Source organism: Micromonospora sp. NPDC003816 (genome assembly GCF_042874705.1).
Taxonomy (GTDB): Bacteria; Actinomycetota; Actinomycetes; order Mycobacteriales; family Micromonosporaceae; genus Micromonospora.
In genome coordinates this window covers 57,531-79,607 of sequence record NZ_JBIANP010000007.1, presented here as the reverse complement: position 1 = coordinate 79,607, position 22,077 = coordinate 57,531, and the positions used below count along the sequence as shown (strand labels likewise).

The 22,077-nt window shown below is 72.1% G+C and carries 17 protein-coding genes; 8 read left to right on the top strand and 9 right to left on the bottom strand.

The genetic code is table 11. The features are described 5' to 3' along the window. Positions 1–76 precede the first annotated feature (76 nt). Both ACFYTT_RS22340 and ACFYTT_RS22335 read right to left on the bottom strand, forming a co-directional pair. Positions 77–487: a VOC family protein gene (locus ACFYTT_RS22340; protein WP_176093980.1), complete on the bottom strand. Its 411-nt coding sequence runs from the start codon at positions 485–487 to the stop codon at positions 77–79. Positions 488–492: 5 nt separating this feature from the next. Next, positions 493–942 (bottom strand): helix-turn-helix transcriptional regulator, encoded by a 450-nt coding sequence (locus ACFYTT_RS22335; protein ID WP_131052586.1) that lies wholly within the window; start codon positions 940–942, stop codon positions 493–495. A gap of 141 nt (positions 943–1,083) precedes the next feature. Here ACFYTT_RS22335 and ACFYTT_RS22330 point away from each other — a divergent pair, with 141 nt between their 5' ends. Further along, the gene (locus tag ACFYTT_RS22330; RefSeq protein WP_387261786.1) at positions 1,084–1,581 is read left to right on the top strand and encodes a VOC family protein; all 498 of its coding nucleotides are present in this window, start codon (positions 1,084–1,086) and stop codon (positions 1,579–1,581) included. Between the two features lie 59 nt (positions 1,582–1,640). Here ACFYTT_RS22330 and ACFYTT_RS22325 read toward each other — a convergent pair whose 3' ends face one another. After that, on the bottom strand, positions 1,641–2,822 hold the full coding sequence (locus ACFYTT_RS22325; protein WP_387261783.1) for a hypothetical protein: 1,182 nt from the start codon (positions 2,820–2,822) through the stop codon (positions 1,641–1,643). A 402-nt stretch (positions 2,823–3,224) separates the two neighbouring features. Here ACFYTT_RS22325 and argS point away from each other — a divergent pair, with 402 nt between their 5' ends. The 4 genes from argS (at position 3,225) to ACFYTT_RS22305 (ending at position 8,499) form a co-directional block, all read left to right on the top strand. Next, the gene (argS, locus tag ACFYTT_RS22320; protein WP_387261780.1) at positions 3,225–4,943 is read left to right on the top strand and encodes an arginine--tRNA ligase; all 1,719 of its coding nucleotides are present in this window, start codon (positions 3,225–3,227) and stop codon (positions 4,941–4,943) included. A 201-nt stretch (positions 4,944–5,144) separates the two neighbouring features. After that, complete coding sequence (locus ACFYTT_RS22315; RefSeq protein WP_131053758.1) at positions 5,145–6,596, top strand: glycoside hydrolase family 43 protein; 1,452 nt, start codon at positions 5,145–5,147, stop codon at positions 6,594–6,596. Between the two features lie 148 nt (positions 6,597–6,744). Further along, entirely contained in the window at positions 6,745–6,972 is a 228-nt protein-coding gene (locus ACFYTT_RS22310; protein WP_131053759.1) for a potassium transporter TrkA, read from the top strand. Positions 6,973–7,023: 51 nt separating this feature from the next. Further along, the gene (locus ACFYTT_RS22305; RefSeq protein WP_131053760.1) at positions 7,024–8,499 is read left to right on the top strand and encodes a cation:proton antiporter; all 1,476 of its coding nucleotides are present in this window, start codon (positions 7,024–7,026) and stop codon (positions 8,497–8,499) included. Between the two features lie 9 nt (positions 8,500–8,508). On the opposite strand, the gene ACFYTT_RS22300 is transcribed toward ACFYTT_RS22305, so the two are convergent. From ACFYTT_RS22300 to ACFYTT_RS22290, 3 genes are all read right to left on the bottom strand, one after another. After that, the gene (locus ACFYTT_RS22300) at positions 8,509–9,240 is read right to left on the bottom strand and encodes an MIP/aquaporin family protein (RefSeq protein ID WP_387261776.1); all 732 of its coding nucleotides are present in this window, start codon (positions 9,238–9,240) and stop codon (positions 8,509–8,511) included. A gap of 63 nt (positions 9,241–9,303) precedes the next feature. Further along, positions 9,304–10,920 (bottom strand): FGGY-family carbohydrate kinase, encoded by a 1,617-nt coding sequence (locus ACFYTT_RS22295; protein ID WP_387261773.1) that lies wholly within the window; start codon positions 10,918–10,920, stop codon positions 9,304–9,306. 5 nt (positions 10,921–10,925) lie between these two features. Further along, on the bottom strand, positions 10,926–13,241 hold the full coding sequence (locus tag ACFYTT_RS22290) for an aminotransferase class III-fold pyridoxal phosphate-dependent enzyme (RefSeq protein WP_387261770.1): 2,316 nt from the start codon (positions 13,239–13,241) through the stop codon (positions 10,926–10,928). 123 nt (positions 13,242–13,364) lie between these two features. Between ACFYTT_RS22290 and ACFYTT_RS22285 the strand changes: the two genes are divergently transcribed. Together ACFYTT_RS22285 and ACFYTT_RS22280 are read left to right on the top strand one after the other, a co-directional pair. Further along, entirely contained in the window at positions 13,365–14,558 is a 1,194-nt protein-coding gene (locus tag ACFYTT_RS22285; protein ID WP_387261767.1) for a PucR family transcriptional regulator, read from the top strand. A gap of 292 nt (positions 14,559–14,850) precedes the next feature. After that, positions 14,851–16,488: an ABC-F family ATP-binding cassette domain-containing protein gene (locus ACFYTT_RS22280; RefSeq protein ID WP_176093986.1), complete on the top strand. Its 1,638-nt coding sequence runs from the start codon at positions 14,851–14,853 to the stop codon at positions 16,486–16,488. Between the two features lie 67 nt (positions 16,489–16,555). On the opposite strand, the gene ACFYTT_RS22275 is transcribed toward ACFYTT_RS22280, so the two are convergent. Further along, complete coding sequence (locus tag ACFYTT_RS22275) at positions 16,556–17,743, bottom strand: beta-1,3-glucanase family protein (protein ID WP_217706018.1); 1,188 nt, start codon at positions 17,741–17,743, stop codon at positions 16,556–16,558. Positions 17,744–18,053: 310 nt separating this feature from the next. Between ACFYTT_RS22275 and ACFYTT_RS22270 the strand changes: the two genes are divergently transcribed. Continuing rightward, positions 18,054–19,046 carry a DMT family transporter gene (locus ACFYTT_RS22270; protein ID WP_387261763.1) on the top strand — a complete coding sequence of 331 codons (993 nt, stop codon included), beginning with the start codon at positions 18,054–18,056 and terminating at the stop codon, positions 19,044–19,046. Here ACFYTT_RS22270 and ACFYTT_RS22265 read toward each other — a convergent pair. Together ACFYTT_RS22265 and ACFYTT_RS22260 are read right to left on the bottom strand one after the other, a co-directional pair. Next, entirely contained in the window at positions 18,955–20,001 is a 1,047-nt protein-coding gene (locus ACFYTT_RS22265) for a zinc-dependent alcohol dehydrogenase family protein (RefSeq protein ID WP_387261760.1), read from the bottom strand. The genes ACFYTT_RS22270 and ACFYTT_RS22265 overlap by 92 nt on opposite strands. 101 nt (positions 20,002–20,102) lie before the next feature. Beyond that, complete coding sequence (locus tag ACFYTT_RS22260; RefSeq protein WP_387261758.1) at positions 20,103–21,737, bottom strand: bifunctional 3-(3-hydroxy-phenyl)propionate/3-hydroxycinnamic acid hydroxylase; 1,635 nt, start codon at positions 21,735–21,737, stop codon at positions 20,103–20,105. Positions 21,738–22,077: the final 340 nt, after the last annotated feature.

The following is a 22,077-nucleotide window of genomic DNA, read 5'->3' as shown; positions in this document are numbered from 1 at the left end:
CGTCGTGCATCCCTGTCCAGGCCGTCGTGCATCCCACCCCGGCCGTCGTGTGTCGGCGCGCGGGGCGGACGGCGGCTCAGGCGATCTGCTGGATGCGGATCAGGTTGCCGGCGGGGTCGCGGACGGCGCAGTCGCGGATCCCGTACGGCTGGTCGGTCGGCTCCTGCACGACGTCGGTGTCGCCGGCCTGCAACTGCTCGAACGTGGCGTCGACGTCCCTGGTCGCCAGCACGATGCCGGCGTACGTGCCCTTCGCCATCATCTCGGCGATGGTGCGACGCTCGTCCTCGGTGACGCCCGGGTCGGCGGTCGGCGGGTGCAGGACGATGGAGGTGCCGGGCTGGTCGGGTGGACCGACCGTGATCCAGCGCATCCCGCCGTACCCGACGTCGTTGCGGACCTCGAAGCCGAGCGCGTCCCGATAGAAACGCACCGCGGCGTCCGGGTCGGTCTGCGGAAGGAAACTCGCGTGAATGGTGACGTCCATGCCGGTCACGTTAGTTGCGGCTGCCTGACCTGTGCTTCTCGATTCCTGATCGGTCTGGTCACCTGCTTCGACAGGCAGGCCGGGATGCCCGCCGTCGCCTGGGCGGCCTGCCGACGGTAGACACTCGGCGGCACACCGACCAACTCGGTGAAGCGGGTGCTGAAGGTGCCCAACGAGGCGCACCCGACCGCGAAACAGACATCGGTGACGCTGAGGTCGCCGCGCCGCAGCAACGCCATGGCGCGCTCGATGCGGCGGGTCATCAGATAGCCGTACGGTGATTCGCCGTAGGCGAGGCGGAACTGGCGGCTGAGGTGCCCGGCGGACATGTTCGCCCCCCGGGCGAGCGCCTCGACGTCGAGCGGCTGGGCGTACTCGCGGTCGATCCGGTCCCGGACGCGGCGCAGTCGCGCGAGATCACGCAGGTGGGCCGCTTCGGCGGGGCTGCTGGTCACCCGCCGAATGGTGCCACGTCCCACCGACGTTGCCCAGCACCGACGGCGTCGCGAGCGCCCGCACCCACGGTGTCGGGCCGCCGGTATGGTCGGGCGGGTGTCGCGGCCTGCCGTGTCGCGCCGGAGCGGAGGGGGACGATCGTGACGGGTCCGGGTGCGGTGCCACCGGTACGCCAGTTGCGGCTGGTGGTCGAGGCCGAGGACTACGAGGCGGCGGTCCGGTTCTACCGTGACGTGTTGGGCCTGCCCGAGCAGGCGGCGTACTCCGGCGGCGACGGCGCCGAGGTGGTGATCCTGGACGCGGGCCGTGCCACGTTGGAGATCGCCAACCCGGCGCAGAAGCGCATGATCGACGATGTCGAGGTGGGCCGCCAGGTCGCACCGCGCATCCGGGTCGCGTTCGAGGTCGACGACGCGCGGGCCACCACGCGACGGCTGGTCGACGGTGGCGCCGCCGAGGTGGCCCCGCCGACGCGTACGCCCTGGCAGTCGGTCAACGCCCGCCTCGACGCGCCCGCCGACCTGCACATCACCGTCTTCGAGGAGTTGCGCACGCTCGACGAGCGCGTCGCGCTCGACGGTTTCGGCACCGACGGCGGCCCGGCACCGGTCGCGGACGACCCGCCACCGGCCCGCTGACCCGCCGCTGGTCCGCCGGCCGCGCCACCGGCCCGTGCTGCCGGTGGCACGGCCGTCCGTCAGAGGCTGCGGTTCGTCCAGCTCCAGTAGCTGCCGTTCCACCATCGGCTCCACAGGTTGCCGGCGGTGTCCCGCAGGAAGATCGCCGGCCGGGTGGAGTTCTGCGGCGCGAGCACCGCCGTGCCGGTCAGGGCGGGCCGGAACGGCGGACTCTGGTCACTCCAGTGCCAGTTCGACCCGTCCCAGTAGTTGATCCACAGGCCGCCCCCGTCGGTGGCGAAGAAGGAGAACGGCGAGGTGCCGTTCACCGCGAGGGCACCGAGCGTGCCCGGGACCAGTTGTTCCGGCGGTGAACCCAGGTTGTGCCACTCCCACTGGGTACCGGTCCACCAGCGCAGCCAGGCGTTGTCGTCGCTGCCGGTGGCGAGCAGGTACGGCCGGGCGTCCGGCGCGACCTGCACCGCGCTGCGGGCACCGAACGGCGTACCCGCGTCGGTGAGCCAGACACCCGGCGGCTGGCCGAGGTCGACCCAGGGCGCGGCCGTGTCGTCGAAGCGGGTGGTCCAGAGCCGGCCGCCGTTGCCGACGGTGTAGACCTGCGGCGTGCCGTTCTCCAGCAGCACACCGACCGGGCCGGTGGCCGCGATGCCGTCGGGCGGCGAGCTGATGTTCGTCCAGTTCCACACCGACCCGTTCCACCAGTTCACCCACACCGTCTCGTCGCCGTCGCTGCGGACGAAGAGGTACGGGCTGGTGTCGTTCACCGCGACGGCGGCGAAGCTCGGCCAGCTCACGAAGTTTGCCCCCGGCGGAGCGCCCTGGTTACGCCACTGCCAACTCGTCGCCGACCGCCACAGGCTCCAGACGTTCTGGTCGCTGCCGAGCACGAAGGCGTACGGGCGGCTGAAGCCGTCGACGATGGTCACGCCGATCGGCATCCGCAGAGCGACCCCCGGTGGCGTGCCCATGTTCGACCAGTTCCACTGCTCGGACTGGTCCTGCCAGTTGATCCAGAGGTTGCCGTCGGTCCCGATGACGAAGACGTACGGATACCGGTCGCCCACCGCGACCGCGCCGACGATCTGCCGGGTCGTCGGAGCTGTGTTCGCGGCGGCGGCGGTGAGCTGTTGCGTGCCGGTGGCGACCGGTGCCGCCGTCACCGGTGTGGCCAGCGACGCGACCCCCAGCGCGATCGCGGTCGCGACGGCCGGGAACCGGCGCGTGATGGTGCTGACTCGCATGCTGTCCTCTCGTGGCAGGAGCACTCCCCGCAGGAGTATGAACGCCGCTCGTCTATCCGCAGTAGCCGGGAAGTCGACCGGATCGCTTTCCCGACAACGGTTTGGCGGTCCCGTCCACCAGATCGGGTGACGGGTCGAGCCCGGGTCGGCGTGACCGGTACGCCGGTCGCGGAGGAGCCCGGCGCGGGGATGACCGTCGCCGCGTACACTGGCCGGCATCTGGCCGCGATGCGCGGCCCTCGCGTGAGGCGGTGATGGACATGGTGCTGGTCACCGTCCGCCGCTCGCGCCTGCGACGACGATAGTCGTCGGCTTCTCCGCGCGTTCCTCCCGTCGTGTCCGCCTTCGTGCGTGCGCGCGACGTGTCTCGTGACGATCCTGCCCATCCCACCGGGAGTCCCCGTGACCGTGCCTTCGCTGGCCTCGTCGTTGTCCGCCGCCGTCACCACCGCCGCTGTCGCGCTGCCGGGGTTCGCCCCGCTGGTGCGCCGATCCGAGCGGGCCGACTTCCAGGTCGACGGCGCGTTGGCGGCGGCGCGGACGCTGCGGCGCAACCCTCGGGACGTGGCGGCGGAGATCGTCGCGGGCCTGCCGGTCGGTGGTCTGGTGGCCACCGCCGAGGTGGCCGGTCCGGGATTCGTCAACCTCGGCCTGACCGACGCGGCGTTGCTGTCCCAGGTCGCGGGCCGGCTCGCCGATCCCCGGCTCGGCGTCGGCACCCCCGAGGCGGGTGTCACCACCGTGGTCGACTACTCGCAGCCGAACATCGCCAAGGAGATGCACGTCGGTCACCTGCGGTCCACGATCATCGGCGACGCGCTGGTGCGGATCCTGGAGCACCTGGGCGGAACGGTGGTGCGGCGCAACCACGTCGGCGACTGGGGCACGCAGTTCGGGATGCTGATCCAGTACCGGTCCGAGCATCCCGCGCCGGTCACCGAGGACACCTCCCTGCGCGGGCTGGCCCTGCTCTACCGCCGGGCACGGGCGGCGTTCGACGCCGACCCGGCGTTCGCCGAGCGGTCCCGGCGGCGGGTGGTGGCCCTCCAGGGCGGCGACCCGGAGACGACGCGTGCCTGGCAGCAGATCGTGGCCGAGTCGACCCGCTACTTCACCGAGGTCTACGACCTGCTCGGCGTACGGCTGACCGCCGCCGACGCGGTGGGGGAGAGCGCGTACAACGCCGCACTGCCCGGGGTCGCGGCCGACCTCGCCGCCCAGCGGACGGCGGTGACCAGCGACGGCGCGCTCTGCGTCTTCTTCGACGACGTGCGTGGGCCGGACGGCGAGCCGACGCCGCTGATCGTGCGCAAGCGCGACGGCGGGTTCGGGTACGCCGCCACCGACCTCGCCGCGCTGCGGCAGCGGGTCACCGAACTGCGCGCCGACCGGCTGCTGTACGTGGTCGACGCCCGGCAGGCGCTGCACTTCCGGATGGTCTTCGACACCGCGCGGCGGGCCGGCTGGCTGCCGTCGGACGTGCCCGCCGCCCACGTCGCGTTCGGCACCGTCCTCGGTCCCGACGGACGGCCCTTCAAGACCCGGGCCGGCGACACCGTCCGCCTGGTCGACCTGCTCACCGAGGCGGTGGACCGGGCCCGCGAGGTGGTCGCCGCCAAGAACCCCGACCTGACCGACGCGGCACGCGACGAACGGGCCCGGCAGGTCGGCATCGGCGCGGTCAAGTACGCGGACCTGGCGACCAGCCGGACCCGCGACTACACCTACGACCCGGACCGGATGCTGGCGTTGACCGGCAACACCGGGGTCTACCTCCAGTACGCGCACGCCCGGGTGCGGTCCATCCTGGCCCGCGCCGACGGTGCCGACGAGACCGTGGACCCGGGCGTCGCGCTGGACCCGGCGGAACGCGCGTTGATCCTCGACCTGGACGCCTTCGCCGACGTCCTCGACGAGGTGGTGGCCGGGTACGAGCCGCACCGGCTCTGCGGACACCTGCACCGGCTGGCGCAGAGCTTCACCACGTTCTACGAGCGGTGTCCGGTGCTGCGGGCCGAGTCGCCGTACCGGGGCAACCGGTTGGCGCTGTGCCGCCTCACCGGCGACACCCTGCGTACCGGCCTGGGCCTGCTCGGCATCGACGCCCCCGAGCGGCTCTAGCACGGATGTAAGGAGGGGTCCCCTGCTATCGCCTGGTGTATAGCAGGGGACCCCTCCTTACATCCGGGTCTTCTTGACAGTGGACGAAGGGACGTCGAGACTTCGAAACAAGCCCGAAACAGTGATTCTCGCCGATCGGTTTCGCGAGGCTTGTTAGCGCTAACAGTGGTTCCGATCCGGTGCGTTCGAGGAGAGTCGCCGATGCCGAGAGTCCTGGCCCGGGTGAGCGCCCTGCTCACCGCCTTCCTGTTGATGGTGTCCGCCGCGCCCGCGCCGCGCGCCGACGCCGCCGCACTCGACCCGTTCACCGGGTACCTGATGGCGCACTTCATCGGGGAGTCGGCGAACGGGGAACAGCTCTACCTCGCCCACAGCCGCGACGGGCTGACCTGGCGCGACCTGAACAACGGCGCGCCCGTCCTGCTCTCCACCATCGGCACGAGGGGCGTCCGGGACCCCGCCCTGGTCCGCTCGCCCGCCGGTGACCGCTACTGGATCGTCGCCACCGACCTGCGCATCGCCAGCGGCACCTCGTGGAGCGACGCGGCCAACCGGGGCAGCACCAACCTGGTCGTGTGGGAGTCGCGCGACCTGGTGAACTGGTCCGCGCCGTGGCTGATCAACGTCGCCGGGGCGATCCCCGGCGCCGGCAACGCCTGGGCACCCGAGGCGATCTACAACGCGGCCACCGGCGACTACGTCGTCTACTGGGCCACCAACTCCGCGCGCAATGGCGTCACCAAACACCGCATCTGGTACGTGCGGACCACCGACTTCCGCAGCTTCACCGCACCCCAGCTCTACATCGAACGCCCCGGCACCCAGGGGCTGATCGACACGCAGATCGTCGAGGTGCCGAACAGCGTCGGCGGCTACCGCTACTACCGGGCCTCCGCCGACGGGCACATCACCATCGAGGCCAGCAACTCGATCCTCGGCTCGTGGACCACCCTCGGCAACCTGTCGCACCTCGGCATCTCCAACGGCACCGGCGGCGGCAACGTGGTGGAGGGGCCGATGTGGGCCCAGTTCAACGGCCGCAACGAGTGGGCGCTCTGGCTGGACCAGTACGCCACCGGGCGCGGGTACATGCCGGTCACCTCGACGAACCTGGGCGGCGTCAGCAACTTCCGGACCCGCACCGACTACGCCATGGGCGGCACCCGCAAGCGGCACGGCTCGATCCTCAACCTGACGGCGGCCGAGGAGAGCCGGGTGCTCGCCCGCTGGGGCACCAGCACGCCGGTCAACCGGATCCAGGCGTACACCCACCAGGACCGGTACGTGCGGCACGTCAACTACGACGTCCGCATCGACCCGAACGTCAACCCGGCACAGGACGCCCAGTTCCGGGTGGTGCCCGGTCTGGCGAACGCCTCCGGGAACGTCTCCTTCGAGTCCGTCAACCACCCCGGGTACTACCTGCGGCACTACGGTTTCGACTTCGTGCTGGCGGCCAACGACGGCAGCTCGGTGTTCGCCGCCGACGCCACCTTCCGGCAGGTCGCCGGGCTGGGGAACTCCTCCTGGAGCTCGTTCCAGTCCTACAACTACCCCGACCGCCACATCCGGCACTACGACTACCAGTTGCGGCTCGACCAGATCGGCGACACCCAGGCGCGTAACGACGCCACCTTCCGGCTCACCTCCTGAGAGGTACGCCCGGCGAGCCTGCCGGCTCCGGCGCCACGCGGCGCCGGAGCCGGCGCGTCGTCGACTACTCGGTGGTGGCGGTGTCACGGAAGGCAGGCGGGCTCGTACGATTGCCCCGGGATCGTGGACAGGACAGCGGGGAGGGGCCATGGGCAAGGGCATCTACGTGCAGGAACTACCGGGCATCGGCAAGCGGTACGACGTCGACCTGGGCAGCAACACCCAACGGATCTCGATCGTGGTACGCCGCGACGGCAATCGCGACCTGTACGTCTTCGCCGCCGGGGCGGACGACCCGGTGGCCGTGATCGAGATGTCCGAGGAGCAGGCCCGCAAGGTGGGCGCGCTGCTGTCCGGCACGTACTTCTCCGAGTAACCGGCGCGCCGCCCGCTCCGCTCCGTCTAGCCCGCTCCAGGAGTCCTCACCGTGCACGCTGACCTCGTGGGCTTCGGTGCCCTTGTGCTCATCGCCGGGTTGCTGGCCCGCTTCGGCCGCCGGATCAACCTGCCGACCGTGCCGTTCTTCATGCTCGCCGGCATCCTGTTCGGGCCGGGCACCCCGGGCCCCGTGCTGGTCGCCCACCCCGAGGACCTCAGCCTGCTGGCCTCCCTCGGTCTGGTGCTCCTGCTGTTCCACCTGGGTGTCGAGTTCCCGGTCGAGCAGGTGCTCGGCAGCGGCAAACGGCTGTTCGTCGCCGCCGCCGCGTACATCGCCCTGAACGTCGGCGCGGGGCTCCTCTTCGGGCTCGCCCTCGGCTGGGGCGGCTACGAGGCGTTCGTGATCGCCGGGGCGCTCGGCATCTCCTCGTCGGCCATCGTCACCAAGCTGCTCATCGAGTTACGCCGGCTGGCCAACGCCGAGACACCCGTGATCCTCGGCATCATCGTGATCGAGGACCTCTTCCTCGCGCTCTATCTGGCGCTGCTGTCGCCGTTGCTCTCCGGAGCCGGGTCGGCCGGCGAACTCACGCTGCGCATCGGGCTGAGCTTCGCGTACCTGGTCCTCCTCTTCGCCGTGGCCCGGTTCGGCGCCCGCCTGGTCGGCAAGCTGATCGACAGCCACGAGGACGAGTTGCTGGCCGTCCTGATGGTCGGGCTGGTGGTGCTGGTCGCCGGCATCTCGGCCGAGATCGGCGTCTCCGACGCCATCGGCGCGCTGATGATCGGCCTGGTGGTGGCCCGTACCCCCATCCGGGAACGGGCCGAACGCCTGGTGCTGCCGCTGCGGGACGTCTTCGCGGCGGTCTTCTTCGTGGTCTTCGGCCTGAGTATCGACGTGGGCGACTTCGGCGCGGTGGCGGTGCCGGTGCTGGCGGCCGTCGCGCTGACCGTCGTGACCAACGTGCTGGCCGGCCTGATCGCCGGGCGGCTGTTCGGGCTCAACCAGCGGGGTGCCGCCAACGTCGGCCTGACGGTGCTGGGACGCGGCGAGTTCTCGCTGATCCTGGCCACCCTCGCCCTCGGTGCCGGCCTGGACGAGCGCCTCGGCCCCTTCATCGCCCTGTACGTGCTGGTGCTGGCGGTGGCGAGTCCGCTGCTCGCGGCGAACTCCCGCTACCTCGCCCGGGTCATCCCGGACCGGCTGCTGCACTCCAGTTGGCGGTACGTCCGTGAGGAGACGATGAGCACCGCCTGCACCCACCTGGACCGCATCCAGATCACCGAGAGCGACGCCGAGGCGTGCCCGCAGTGCCTGGAGACCGGTGACGACTGGGTGCAACTGCGGATGTGCCTCACCTGCGGCGCGGTCGGTTGTTGCAGCGACTCGGTCAACAACCACGCCGAGGAGCACTACCGGCAGACCGGCCACCCGTTGATCCGCTCCCTGGAGGAGGGGGAGGACTGGCGGTACTGCTACATCGACGGCGCGCTGGTCCGGGCACCGATGGGCGCCGACCGGTGAGGTGGGCGCTCAGCGTCCCGCCGGTCGGGGCGTACCGACCCGGGTGACGCCGGAGCCGTGCTCGACCAGCGGCGCGACCAGCGCGGCGAGGACTCCGCCGAGCAGCGGGAAGACGATGAACACCCAGAGTTGGCGGAGGGCGGTCCCACCTTCGAAGATCGCCGGTCCGAAGGCCCGCGCGGGGTTCACCGCCGCCCCGGTCAGCGCCACACCGACCAGGTTCGCCACGGCGAGGGCCATCCCGATGGCCAGGCCGGCGAAGCCGGACAGGTCGGTGCTGCGCTTGCCGACCACCAGCACCACCAGGACGAAGAGGAACGTCAGGACGGTCTCCAGGAGCATCGCGCCACCGGCGTTGATGTGGGTGCCGTAGCCGTTGGCACCCAGTACACCCGTCTGGTCGGTCACGCCGCCCCAGCGGACCAGCACCCAGAGCAGGAACGAGCCCAGCGCGGCACCGGCGAACTGGGCGATCCAGTACGCCACCGCCCCGATCGGCGAGATCTTGCCGGAGAGCAGGACGCCGAGGGTCACCGCCGGGTTCACGTGGCTGCCGGAGAGCTGACCGATGGTGTAGACCAGCGCCAGCATGACGAACCCGAAGGACAGCGCGACCACCACCACGCCACCTTCGACGCGGGCCGCGACGGCGCTGCCCACACCGAGGAACACCAGCAGGAATGTGCCGATGAACTCGGCCACGTACCGCCTGAGGTCGACCATGGCGTCAGTCTCACCCACCCGGTCACCCGACACACCCGTTTCCCCTGATCACCACTCACGCCGGGCGCGGGTGGGCCCGGGTCAGCCTCGGGGGGCGCGGGACCGGTCCGGGCGGTTCAGGCGTCGGTAGAGCGGTGCCAGTCGGCGGTGCAGTTCCCGGTAGTCGGCGAAGATCTCGTCGTAGGTGGCCCGGTGCGCCGGGTCGGGGGTGAAGGCCCGGTCGGTCCGCATCAGCGCGGGGATGTCGGCGAAGGTGAGCAGTCCGGTGCCGACCGCGCCGATCCAGCCCGCGCCCCGGGCGTTGACCGCCAGCGGCTTGGCGTCCCGCCGGATCTCCACGTCGAGCACGTCGGCGAAGATCTGGCACCACGAGTCCGACAGCGCGCCGCCGCCGGTGATCGCCATCGAGGTGACCCGTGCGCCGAGGAACCGGTCCACCGCCCCGGCCAGCCAGCGGGTGTTGAGGGCGACCCCCTCGAAGACCGCCCGCAGCAGGTCGGAGCGGTTGGTGTCGAGCGAGATGTTGAGGAAGGCGGCGCGCAGGTTCGGGTCGTCGACAGGGGCGCGTTCGCCGTACAGCCAGGGGGTGTAGAGCACGCCGTTGGCGCCCGGCGGCACGGTCGGGATGATCGCGTCGAACGCGTCGAAGATGGTGCCCTCGTCCCGGCTGACGTGCCCGGCGGCGAGCAGCGGGTCGTCGTACTCGACGATCTTGTCCCGTAGCCAGGTCAGGTTGGCCCCGGCGGTGGCCTGGAGGGCGGTCATCAGGTAGCGGTCGCCGATGGCGCAGGGCACCGAGGCGATGCCCGCCGCCACGTCGGTCTTCTTGCCCGGGACGTGCGCCGCGATCCACGACGAGGTGCCCAGGTAGAGGTGGGGTTCGCGGTCGCCGGTGGTGCCCGCGCCGATCGCCGCCGCGGTGTTGTCGATCGCCCCGGCGACCACCTCCACCGACTCCGGCAACCCCAGGTGCGTGGCGGCGGCCGGGGTCAGCGTGCCGATCACGTCGGTGCAGGCCACGATCGGGGGCAGCTTGTCGGCGTCGATGCCGCAGTCGGCGACCAGGGTGGGGGAGTAGCGGATGTCGCCGGGCCGCCGGTTGTCGGTCACCCACGAGGTGAGGATCGAGTCGACGGTCGCCACCGTCCGCCCGGTCAACTTCAGGTTGATCCAGTCCAGCACGTTGAGGAAGGACGCGGTCCGCGCGTACACCTGCGGCATCTCGTCGCGGACCAGCAGCATGTGCGCGGCCGGGTCCTTGCCGGTGGGCGAGGGCATCCCGCCGGTGAGCCGCAGCCACCGCGCGATGCGGCGCACCGACATCCCCTGGTACGCGGGGAAGCCGCCGAACTGTCGACGCAGGTGGGGTGCGCCGCGCATGTCGAGCCAACTGATGCACGGCGTCAACGGCTCCCCGGCGGCGTCCACCGCGATGGTGCCCTCGCCCTGCGTGGAGGCGCACACCGCGCGGACCGCCCGCATCTGGTCCGGATGCGCCCGGCCCAGCTCGGCGGCGACCTCCCCGAGCGCCGTCCACCACGCCACCGGGTCCTGCTCGGCGCCGCCGCCGGGCAGCACGTGTAGCGGCACCGGCCGTTCGGCCCAGCCGGTCACGGTGCCGTCGGCGGCGACCAGGGCGGCCTTCATCCCGGACGTGCCGAGGTCGATCGCCAGGATCTGCGGTGCCGTGGCGACCACCCGCCTCAGACCCCCTCGACCTGCGCGAAGACCCGGTCGAACCGGGCCAGCGCGTCGTCGATCACCTCGTCGGTGTCGGCCAGCGAGGTGTACATCCGGGAGCCGGCCAGCGTGACGATGCCGTGCGCGGTGTACGCGGCGCCCATCTGCTCCATGAGTCGCTTGCGGGCCTTGTTCTCGCGCAGCAGCTTCACCGGGTTGCGCATGTCCAGCAGCATCACGCCGCTGCACTCCAGGTGCACGATCGACCCCTGGTTGTACGCGACGTACGGCAGGCCGTACGTGTCGATCAGCCGTTGCAGACCCCGGGTCAGCCGGTCACCGGCACGGCCGGCGACCACCGGCGCGTTGGTGCGCGCCATCTCCTCGATCGCGAAGTACCCGGCCGCGCAGGAGAGCGGGTTGGCCGACAACGTGCCGCCGACCTGGATGTGCGCGCCGCTCTTGCCGTCCAGCCCGGAGCCGAAGACCGCCATCACGTCGGAGCGTCCGCCGACCCCGCCGGCCATCGGGTACCCGCCGGAGACCGCCTTGCCGAGCACCGTCAGGTCCGGGGTGACGCCGAAGTAGCCGGCGGCCCCGCCCAGCCCGAGGCGGAAGCCGGTGACCACCTCGTCGAAGACCAGCAGCGCGCCGAACTCGTCGCACAGCTCGCGGACCCCGGCGTTGAAGTCGCGGGGCGCCGGCCGGGTGCCGGACTCCGGGCCGACCGGTTCCACCACCACCGCCGCCGTGCCGCCGCGCAGCCGGTTCTCCACCAGCTTGCGCTTGAGCTGCCCGAGGTCGTGCGGGAACGCCTCCCGGGTCCGGCTGGTCGCGCCGAACGGGATGCCCTTGGCGTTCATCCGGTACGTGCCGGGCACCCGCAGCCCGTACACCATCGTGTCGGACCAGCCGTGGTACGCGCCGCCGACCTTGATCACCATCTTCTTGCCGGTGAACGCGCGGGCACCCCGGACCGCCGCCATCACCGCCTCGGTGCCGGAGCCCAGGGCGCGGTACATCTCCACGTGCGGCATGTACCGGTGGATGATCTCGGCGAGCTTGAGTTCGTACTCGTGGAACAGGCCGGTCACCGGCCCGGAGGCGCGCACCACCTCGGCCACCCGCTCGTTGACCGGGCCGTAGTTGCTGCCCAGGATCGTCGGCCCGCCGGCCTGGAGGAAGTCGATGTAGGTGTTGCCGTCCCGGTCGACCAGGTACGCCCCGTCGGCCTTCTCGACCGCCAGCGGGAACGGGTAGTTGAAGGCCAGGTTGTGCTGCACCCCGCCGGGGATGCGTAGCTTGGCCCGGTCGGTGATCTCCTTGCTGGCCCGGCACTTGGTCTCGAAGTAGTTCAGCACGTCCAGCATCGCGTCGTGGCGCAGCCCACGCAGCGGCTGGGCGGTCAGCGCCTTGAGCCGGCGCATCACGTCGTCGACGTCGGGGTACTCGCTGATGGCGTACCCGAGCCGGGCGGACTCCGCACCCGGCGCCTCGGTCTCGTCGGCGCCCCGGGCGTCAGTCGCCCCGGCATCGGCGTCGGCGGCGTTCTCGGCTCCGGCGTCGGTCCGGGTGGCGGCTGCGGTCTGGGCGGCGGCGGTCGCGTCGGCGCTGGGCAGGTCCTCGTCGGCGGGTACCCGCAGCGGTTCGACCGCCTCGGTGATCTGCGCGGCGATCCGCTTCTCGTCGGCGCGCAGCTTGCCGAAGGCGATCTCGCGGATCGCGGTCGGGATGGTGTAGACCCGGCCCGTCTCGCTGGTCAACGCCAGCAGGTACGCGATGGAGACCTTCTCCAGCAGCGCCATGTTGAACACCGCCCGGTCCGGGTCGGTGCCGACGGCCACCACGCCGTGGTTGGCGATGATGAAAGCGTTGTCGCCGCTGGCCACCTTCTTCTGCACGTTGCGGGCCAGGAAGCCGGTGCCGGACGGGGCGTAGTCGATGATCGCCACCTCCCGGCCGAGGAAGCGCACCTGCTCGTCGGTGAGCGCCGGGATCGGCTTGCGCAGGAAGGCCAGCGCCGACGCGTACGGCTGGTGGGTGTGCACGATCGCGTTGACGTCCGGGCGTTCCCGGTAGATGTTGGCGTGCATCCCGCACTCGATGGAGGGCTTGAGGTCGGCGCCGGTGCCGTCGGGCACGTGCTTGCCGTCGAAGTCCACCAGGCAGATGTCCTCGACCCGCATCCGGTCGTAGTCGTAGTTGCTCGGGGTCACCGCGTACAACCGGTGGCCGGGCACCCGCACCGAGACGTTGCCCTCGGTGGCCTTGAGATATCCCCGGGCGAGCATCGTCCGGCACATGTCGACCACGTGCTGACGGGAGAGTCGGTGCTGCACGGTGCGCTCCTCGGTCGGATCGGCGGCGGGCTCCATCCTCGCCCGGACGTACGGGTCGAAGCACCGTCCCGTAGGCAGCGAGAATCGGCGGCTCTTTTATCCCGACGTGACAAAATCGGCCGGGTGAACGCCCCCGTCTCCGCCACCCCCTGGCGGCGTCTCCCCGCCGACCTGGCCGCCTCCATGCGTCCGTACCTGCCGTCGACGGTTGCCGCCGTGGCGGGCGCGGTCACCGAGGCCACACCCGCCTTCGCCGGCATCGCCGACGACAAGTTCGTCCGCGACGTGCACACCGCCGTCCAGGTCGCCCTCGACCGGTTCCTCGACCTGGTCGGCACCGACGAGCCCGCGTTGCCGCCCCGGATCCGGGAGGTCTTCGTCGCCCTCGGTGCCGCCGAGGCCCGCGAGGACCGGGGGCCGGAGGCCCTGCTCGCGGCCCTGCGGATGGCCGCCCGGCTGCTGCTGCGGACCGCCTCGCAGTCGCTGGCCCGACTCCGCCCGGTCGACACCGAGGAACTCATCGACCTCTCCGACGCGGTCAGCGCGTACGTCGCCGAACTGGCCGCGGCGAGCACCGACGGGTACGCCCTCCAGGTGCGCGAGCAGGCCGGCGAGGGTGACCGCCGCCGGCAGCTCGCCGAGCTGCTGCTGCGCGGCGACGGCATGCCCAGCGCGGTGGCGGCGGCAGCCGCCCGGATCGGCTGGCCGGACCTGGACACCGTGGTGCCCGTGCTCCTGCCGCCCGACCAGGCCCGTGACGCCCGGTTCCGGTACGGCGCCGACGGCCTGGTGATCGAGCGCGGCCGGGACGCGGTGCTGCTGCTGCGGGCCGGTCCCCGGGCGGCCCGCGCCCCGCTGGCCGAGGCGCTTGCCGGTCGACGCGCCGTGGTCGGCCCCGCGCTGGACTGGCCCCAGGTGCCGGCCGCCGTACGCCTCGCCGAGCTGGCCGCCGGCCTGGTCGGCCCCGACCCCGGCCCGGTCTTCGCCGACGACCACCTGATCCCGCTGACCCTGCGTGGCGAACCCGGCGCCCTGGCGGTGCTCAGCGCCCGACGGCTGGCGCCGCTGGCCGACCTGCGCCCGGCCCAGCGGGACAACCTGCTGGTCACCCTGCACTCCTGGCTGCGGCACTGGGGCTCGCGGGCCGAGGTCGCCGCCGAACTGTTCGTCCACCCGCAGACGGTCAGCTACCGGCTCAAGCGCCTGCGCGAGTTGTACGGCGCCGACCTCGACGACCCGGCGACCCGATTCGAGCTGCTGGTGGTGCTCGCCAGCCACCTCCACGCCCCGCCGTCCCCGCCCCGCCGACCGGACTGATCGGCGTGCTCACGCATTCGCGAACCGGTGGGTAGCGACCGCCGCTGACGGCCCGACGTCTGCGGAATTGACGTGCGCGGCCGTACCGCGAAGTTGTTAGGCTGGCGGAGCGCGGGTCAGCCGCGCGATCTGCGACGAGGAGCGCGACATGCTGTCGGGGGACGACGACATCTCGGGGTGAGCGGCCCCGCCGCCGACCGGCCACTGCCGGGGCGGCCTGTCATGTCACCGCCCTGTCTGTCCGACCGGGGCGCCGGTTGCGTCCCGGCCTTCCTCCCGAGGTCTCACTGTGATGTCCGACGTCTGCGTCGTCTGCACCAACCTCTCCTTCTCCTGGCCCGACGACACCCCCGTGTTCCGGGACCTGTCGTTCACCGTGCCGCCCGGCCGCACCGGCCTGGTCGCGCCGAACGGCGCCGGCAAGTCGACCCTGCTGCGCCTGATCGCCGGTGAGCTGACCCCCACCGGCGGTGGCGTGACGGTCGAGGGCGTGCTCGGCTATCTGCCGCAGAACCTTCCGCTCGCCGGTGAGCTGACCGTCGCCGAGGTGCTGGGCGTCGCCCCGACCATCGCGGCGCTCCGGGCGATCGAGGCCGGCGACGCCGGCGAGGAGAACTTCACCGTCGTCGGCGACGACTGGGACGTCGAGGAGCGCAGCCGCGTCGAACTCGACCGGCTCGGTCTGGACGGGGTGGCGCTCGACCGGCCGCTGCACACGCTCAGCGGCGGGCAGGTCGTCTCCCTCGGCCTGGCCGCGCAGTTGCTGCGCCGCCCCGACGTGCTGCTGCTCGACGAACCCACCAACAACCTCGACGTCGACGCCCGGCACCGGCTGTACTCGGTGCTGGAGAACTGGTCCGGCTGCCTGTTGCTGGTCAGCCACGACCGGATGCTGCTGGACCGGATGGACCGCATCGCCGAACTCGACGGCGGGCAGCTCCGGTTGTTCGGCGGCAACTTCACCGCCTACCAGGAGGCCGCCCAGGCTGCCCGGGAGCTGGCCGAGCGCACCGTGCGCAGCGCCGAGTTGGAGGTCAAGCGGGAGAAGCGGGAGATGCAGCAGGCCCGGGAACGGGCCGAACGCCGGGCCGGGAACGCCGCGCGTAACCTCGGCAACGCCGGCCTGGCCCGGATCGTCGCGGGTGGACTCAAACGCAGCGCGCAGGAGTCGGCCGGCCGGGCCCAGCAGGCGCACGCCAGCCGCGTCAGCGACGCGCAGGGACGCCTCGACGAGGCCAGCCGGGGTCTGCGCGACGACCAGGCACTCACGCTGGACCTGCCGGAGACCGACGTGCCCGCCGGCCGGACGCTCGTCGAGGGGCAGCGGATGCAGGTGCGGTACGACGGCCGACCGTTGTTCCCCGGCGACGGTCTGGAGCTGACCATCCGCGGCCCGGAACGGATCGCGCTCACCGGTCCGAACGGCGTCGGCAAGTCCACGGTGCTGCGCTTGGTGACCGGCCAGACCGCGTCCGAGGGTGGGCAGGTGCGTCGGGCAGACGGCCGGATGGCGTACCTGTCGCAGCGGCTGGACCTGCTCGACCTCGACCGGACGGTGGCGGAGAACCTCGCCGCGTACGCCCCGGAGCGACCGCAGTCGCAGCGGTTGAACCTGCTGGCCCGCTTCCTGTTCCGGGGCGCCCGGGCCCAGTTGCCGGTGGGCGTGCTCTCCGGAGGTGAACGGTTGCGGGCCACCCTCGCCTGCGTCCTCTACGCCCAACCCGCCCCGCACCTGCTGCTGCTCGACGAACCCACCAACAACCTGGACCTGGTCAGCGTGGGCCAGTTGGAGAACGCGCTGAACGCCTACCGGGGCGCGTTCGTGGTGGTCAGCCACGACGAGCGCTTCCTGCACGCCATCGGCGTACGACGGTGGCTGCGCCTCGACGGCGACGGCCTGCGCGAGGTACCGGCCCCGGACGTCGACTGAGTGGAGGTGGGTGGAGTTGTTGTCGCTGGGACGACAACAACTCCACCCACCTGAGCGTCGGTCGGGATCAGAACGGGCTGAGGACCAGGCCGGCGGCGCGCGGGTCGCCGTCGTGCACGAGCGACTCGAAGGCGCCGACGTCGTCGAAGGCGAAGGCGTACGCCTTACCGTCGCGCATGTTGGCGTGGATGATTCGGGCGTACTGGTTGGTCGGGTTGCTGCGGTAGAACTCGGCGGCGTTGGTGCTGGGCTGGGTGTGGATGGTGCCGAGGGTGCCCCGGTTCAGCGCGGCGCATAGCGTCCGGGAGATCGGCCCGACCACCTGGTCGTTGGGGGCGGGCAGGTCGCCGTCACAGCCCCACACACTCGCCGACGAGGGGCGGTTGAACGAGGCGACGACCTGTCCGGCGCTGTTGGTGAAGGTCATCACCCGGCCCGAGGTGCGCCCGAAGTAACGGACGTCGGGCCGGTCGCCGAAGGGCACCACGGTCAGCGTGCGGCTGGTGTACGCGTTCCACGCCGACGCGATGTAGGAGTCCAGGTAGGTGCTGCTGAACAGGCCCGCCCCGGCAGCCTTGCCCGGTGCCAGGACCCGCAGCACGGTGCCGTCGGAGCGGGTGTACACGGTGTTCGCCCAGCCGGACTGGGACCGTACGCCGTTGATGATCGCGGTGCGGCCGTTGGCGACGACGTCGCCGGTCCGCTTGGTGACGCCGTTGGCGCCGGTCACGGTGACCGCGTGCGGCACCGCGAACATGTCCACCTGGGAGCTGTTGAGCCAGAGCCCGGCGTCGTTGTAGGTGAACTCGCTCCAGTCGAACAGGATGTCGCGGTTGGCGTCGCCGGCCGCCCACGGGGCGGGCTGCACCAGGCCGGTCGGGGTGAGGAAGAACTTGAGCTTCTCGCCGAAGGAGAAGTAGACCCGGCCGGAGAAGCCGCGCGGGAAGCGGACGGTGGTGTTGGCGCCGTTGGTCGGACCGGGGATCGAGGCGTCGGGCGCGGGCGACGGTGGGATCTGTCCGCCGGACCAGGGGATGAACGTGCCGGCCTGGTTGACGTAGCCGAGTCGGCCGGAGGAGAGCTGCACGCCGATGACGTACACGTGGACGGCTCCGGACCGGCCGGTGTTGTTGGTGACGGTGACGGGCAGCAACGCCGGGCCGACGGCCTGGGCGGGTGCGGTGGCGACGAGCGCGGTCGGGACAGCGGTGATCAGGGCGGCGGCGACCGCCAGCAGTCTTCTTCGGACAACCACGGGTACTCCTCCGTTCGGTGGTGACACGGTGTGAGAGAGCGCTCTCTCAGACTCTGACTGTTAACTACGTTTGTCAATAGATGTGCGGCGATGCCGCGCGGTCGGAGGCGGATCCCTCACCGCCGGTAGCGGCCCGTGTGCGGACCGGGCGGTACGCTGCGCCGGTGACCTTCTCCGTCGTGTCGCCACCACCCACCCGGTAACGGCGTTCTCGCCGACCCGGCTCTGACGATTCGAGCCCGGGGGCGTCCGTGCTGCCCGGGCGGTGACGACAACGGAGAATCCTGTGCACACCACCATGCCCCCGTCCGTGGGACGGGGAGTCTCGTACATCCTCATCGCGGCGGTCGCCTGGGGGACCGGCGGAGCGGTCGCCGCGATCCTCTACGACATCAGCGGAATGGGGCCCGTCGCGGTCTCCTTCTGGCGGTTCGCGGGCGGCGTCCTGCTGCTCGCCGCCGGGCATCTGGTGCTCCGCCGGCGGCGTCCGGGCCGACCGGGCGATCGCTGGCGCACGCTGGTGACCACCGGCATCGGTCTGGCCGTCTACCAGACCGCCTACTTCGCCGCCGTCGGGTACGCCGGACTGGCGGTCGCCACCGTGGTGACCCTCGGCTCCGGGCCGGTGCTGATCGCCGTCGGATCCCGGCTGACGATGGGGGAGCGGTTGGGGCGCACCGGTGCCCTCACCGTGGCCTCCGCGCTGATCGGACTGCTGCTCCTCGTCGGCGGCGGCGGCGCGGGTACGGCATCCGCCCCGCTGCGCGGTCTGGCCTACGCGTTGCTCTCCGCCACCGGGTACGCCATGGTCACCCTGCTGCACCGCAAGCGTGGCCGGGACGGCATCGGGGCAGCCGCCGGCACGACCGCGTTGGGCGGCTTCACGGTGGGGATGCTCTGCCTGCTGCCCCTGGCGTTGATCGAGGGGATCCTGCCCACGGCGGGCGACGTCGGCCGGGTGCTGGGTCTGCTCGCCTACCTCGGTGCGGTGCCCACCGCGCTGGCGTACGCGCTGTTCTTCGCCGGCCTGGTCTCGATCCGGGCGACCACCGCGTCGGTGATCGCCCTGGTCGAGCCGGTCACCGCCGCGGTCATCGCGGTGCTGTTCCTCGACGAACGGCTCACCCCGGCGGCCACCGTCGGATCGGCGGTGCTGCTCGGTGCCGTCGTCGCGCTGACCCTGGGCGAACGGCGGGCGGCGTCGGCCGGTGTCAGGGTCGGATCAGGCACATCCCGCCACCGGTCGGACCGTCCATGGTGGCCAGTGCGTGCGGTACGTCGGCGAGACCGATCGTGCGGGTGACCAACGCGGCCGGACGCAGCACCCCGGCGGTCACGAGCCGGAGCAACTCCGGATAGGCGTGCGCCGGCATGCCGTGACTGCCACGCAGCTCCAACTCGTACGCGATCACGAGGTCCATCGGCACGACCGGGTGTCCCAAGGCGGCGGGCAGCAGCCCCACCTGCACGTGCCGCCCCCGGCGACGCAGGCTCCGGACCGAGGCGGTGCAGGTGGCGTGGCTGCCGAGCGCGTCCAGGGACAGGTGCGCGCCGCCGCCGGTCGCCGCCCGGACCGCCTCGGCCACCGCGTCCGGCCCGTCCAGGGTGCGCCCGTCCAGACAGACCGCCGCACCGAGGCGCCGGGCGAGGTCGAGCGCACCGGGGGCGACGTCGACCGCCACCACCCGGGCCCCGCACGCCAGCGCGATCATCACCGCCGACAGCCCCACCCCGCCGCAGCCGTGCACGGCCACCCACTCGCCGGCCGCGACCCGTCCCTGCCCGACCACGGCCCGGAACGCGGTGGCGAAGCGGCAGCCGAGCGCGGCGGCGGCCGGGAAATCCAGCTCGTCGGGGAGCCGGACCAGGTTGACGTCGGCGTCGCGCACGGTCACGTACTCGGCGAACGAGCCCCAGTGCGTGAAACCGGGCTGGCTCTGCCGCTCGCAGACCTGCTGGTCGCCCGCCTGGCACGACGGGCACCGCCCGCAGGCGCAGACGAAGGGCGCGGTCACCCGGTCACCCGGTCGCCAGCCCCGCACGCCGTCGCCGACGGCGGTGACGACACCGGCGAACTCGTGCCCGGGTACGTGCGGCACGACGACGTCCGGATCGTGTCCCTGCCAGCCGTGCCAGTCGCTGCGGCACAACCCGGTCGCCTCGACCCGCACGACCGCGCCACCCGCCGGTGGCGTCGGGTCCGGCACGTCGCGGACCTGCGGCGGGGCACCGAACTCGTCGAAGATCACGGCACGCATGGCCGCATCCTGGCACGTCACCGGCCCGTCCCGGAACACCGACCGGCAGGAGCGAGCGGGGGACGGATCCGCGCCGCCCGCGTCCGGTGCCGCCGTGCGGTCTAGCCGGTGGGCTGGCGGGAGGCGGTCGCACCCAGGTCGACCGCGAGCGTGCGGGTCACCTCGTCCAGGCCGTCGCTCCCGGCGGCGGCGAAGACGAACCGGTCCGGCCGCAGCACCACGACGTCCGCCCGGTGCCGCCGCAGCCAGGCGTCGACCGTTCCGTCCAGATCGACGACGTGGACCCGGGCATCGTCGCCCGCCGGCAGGCGCGCCGGATCGGTGCCGGCCGGATGCGTCACGACGGACCGCGCCGGCCCCGGCAGGCGGGGCGGTTCCGCCGGCAGGGTACGCCCGACCAGCGCGAAGCCGTCGCCGAGCAGATCGTCGAGCAGGCGGGGCGTCGGATCGCCGCCGACAGCCACCCGGGGCTGCGGGAACATCGTCCCGACGGCACCGTCGCGCCGGCCGCCGGCGAACAGCCCACGCGCGTACGCGGGCAGCGGCTTGAACTCGAAGTGCCGCACGAAACGGCGTACCCGGGGCACGGTCTGCACGGCCCGCAGCACGCTGTCGCGTACCCACGCGGCCCGGCGACTACGGGCCAGGAACACCCGACCCAGGCGGACGCTCGTTTCCGCCATCGCCGCCGTGTGCGGCCGACGTTCCGTCTCGTACGTGTCGAGCAGCGCCGGGTCGGCCTCGCCGGCCAGCACCAGCGCCAGTTTCCAGGTCAGGTTCGCCGCGTCCCGCAGTCCGCTGCACAGCCCCTGCCCGAGGAACGGCGGCATCTGGTGCGCGGCGTCGCCCAGCAGGAACACCCGTCCCTCCCGCCACCGGGTGGCGATGAGATGGTGGAACGTGTACACCACGGCGCGGGTGACGGTGAAGCGGTCCGGGTCCACGTACGGCGACACCAGCTCGGCGATCTTCGCCGGTTGCCGCATGTCGTCCTCGGTCTCGCCCGGCTGGAGCATGAACTCCGCCCGGTAACTGCCCCGCGACCCGGGTGAGACGAACGCCGGACGCCGCCAGTCGCAGACGAAGGTGGTGTGCGGCGCCCGGATCCCGTCCGACGCCACGTCCCCGGAGACCGCCAGCCACGGCTCGGCGTAACTCGCGCCGGCGAGCGGGATCCGCACCGCCGTGCGGGTGGTGCTCCGGGCACCGTCGCAGCCGAGCACGAACCGGGCCCGCACCGGGTACGACCGGTCGGCGACCACGTCCCGCAACACCAGGTCGGCCCCGCCCTCGTCCTGCCGCAGGTCGACCAGTTCCGTGCCGAGACGCAGCGTCACGTGGTCGAACCGCTCCAGCCCGGTACGCAGAGCCTGCTCCAGCAACGGCTGGTCGAAGAAGTTCAGCGGCGCGTGCCCGAACCCGAAGTCCACCTCGTCGAAGGCGATGGTGGCGAACCGCCGGCCGGCGGCGTTGACGTAGTCGGCGCGTACCGGTTGGTGCAGGTCGCCGACGATCCGGTCGAGCAGACCGGCCTGCTGATAGATGCGCAGCGCCTCGTCGTCGCAGGAGAACGCGCGTGGCTGGCCGTGCGGTGCGGTGCTCCGCTCGACGACGAGCGTGCGGACGCCCCGCATCCCGAGCAGGTTCGCGGCCAGCGCACCGACCGGACCACACCCGACGATGACGACGTCGACCTCCTGGACCTCGCCGGGCGACGACGACTGGGCCGGGTTCATCTCGTTCCTCCACACCTGACCGCCCGGGTGGCCGGGCGGGGACTGTTGACTGGTTCAGCACAGCGGGCGGGTGTGGAGGTTTCGTAGATTTCCGGTTGGGGTTCTGGTTTTCGCCGCCGGGGTGGGGTTTCCGGCAGGACCGACCCGTGTGGGGTGGGGTTTCCGGCAGGCCCGACCCGCTCCGGGCGGTCAGGCTTGATCCCTGCGCGGGTCGGGCCTGCCGGAAACCCGACCTGGTTTGCCTGACTGGGTCGGCTCGGCCTGGTGGGGATCTGACGTGGTTGGTCTGGGTGGGTCGGGTTGGCCTGGTGGGGATCTGGCGTGGTGGTCTGGGTGGGTC

Coding starts and splice junctions, on each gene's coding strand:
- ACFYTT_RS22340 (WP_176093980.1), bottom strand. CDS start 487: ATGGACGTCACCATTCACGCGAGTTTCCTTCCGCAGACCGACCCGGAC.
- ACFYTT_RS22260 (WP_387261758.1), bottom strand. CDS start 21,737: ATGAACCCGGCCCAGTCGTCGTCGCCCGGCGAGGTCCAGGAGGTCGAC.
- ACFYTT_RS22280 (WP_176093986.1), top strand. CDS start 14,851: ATGTCCGACGTCTGCGTCGTCTGCACCAACCTCTCCTTCTCCTGGCCC.
- ACFYTT_RS22310 (WP_131053759.1), top strand. CDS start 6,745: ATGGGCAAGGGCATCTACGTGCAGGAACTACCGGGCATCGGCAAGCGG.
- ACFYTT_RS22265 (WP_387261760.1), bottom strand. CDS start 20,001: ATGCGTGCCGTGATCTTCGACGAGTTCGGTGCCCCGCCGCAGGTCCGC.
- ACFYTT_RS22315 (WP_131053758.1), top strand. CDS start 5,145: ATGCCGAGAGTCCTGGCCCGGGTGAGCGCCCTGCTCACCGCCTTCCTG.
- ACFYTT_RS22325 (WP_387261783.1), bottom strand. CDS start 2,822: ATGCGAGTCAGCACCATCACGCGCCGGTTCCCGGCCGTCGCGACCGCG.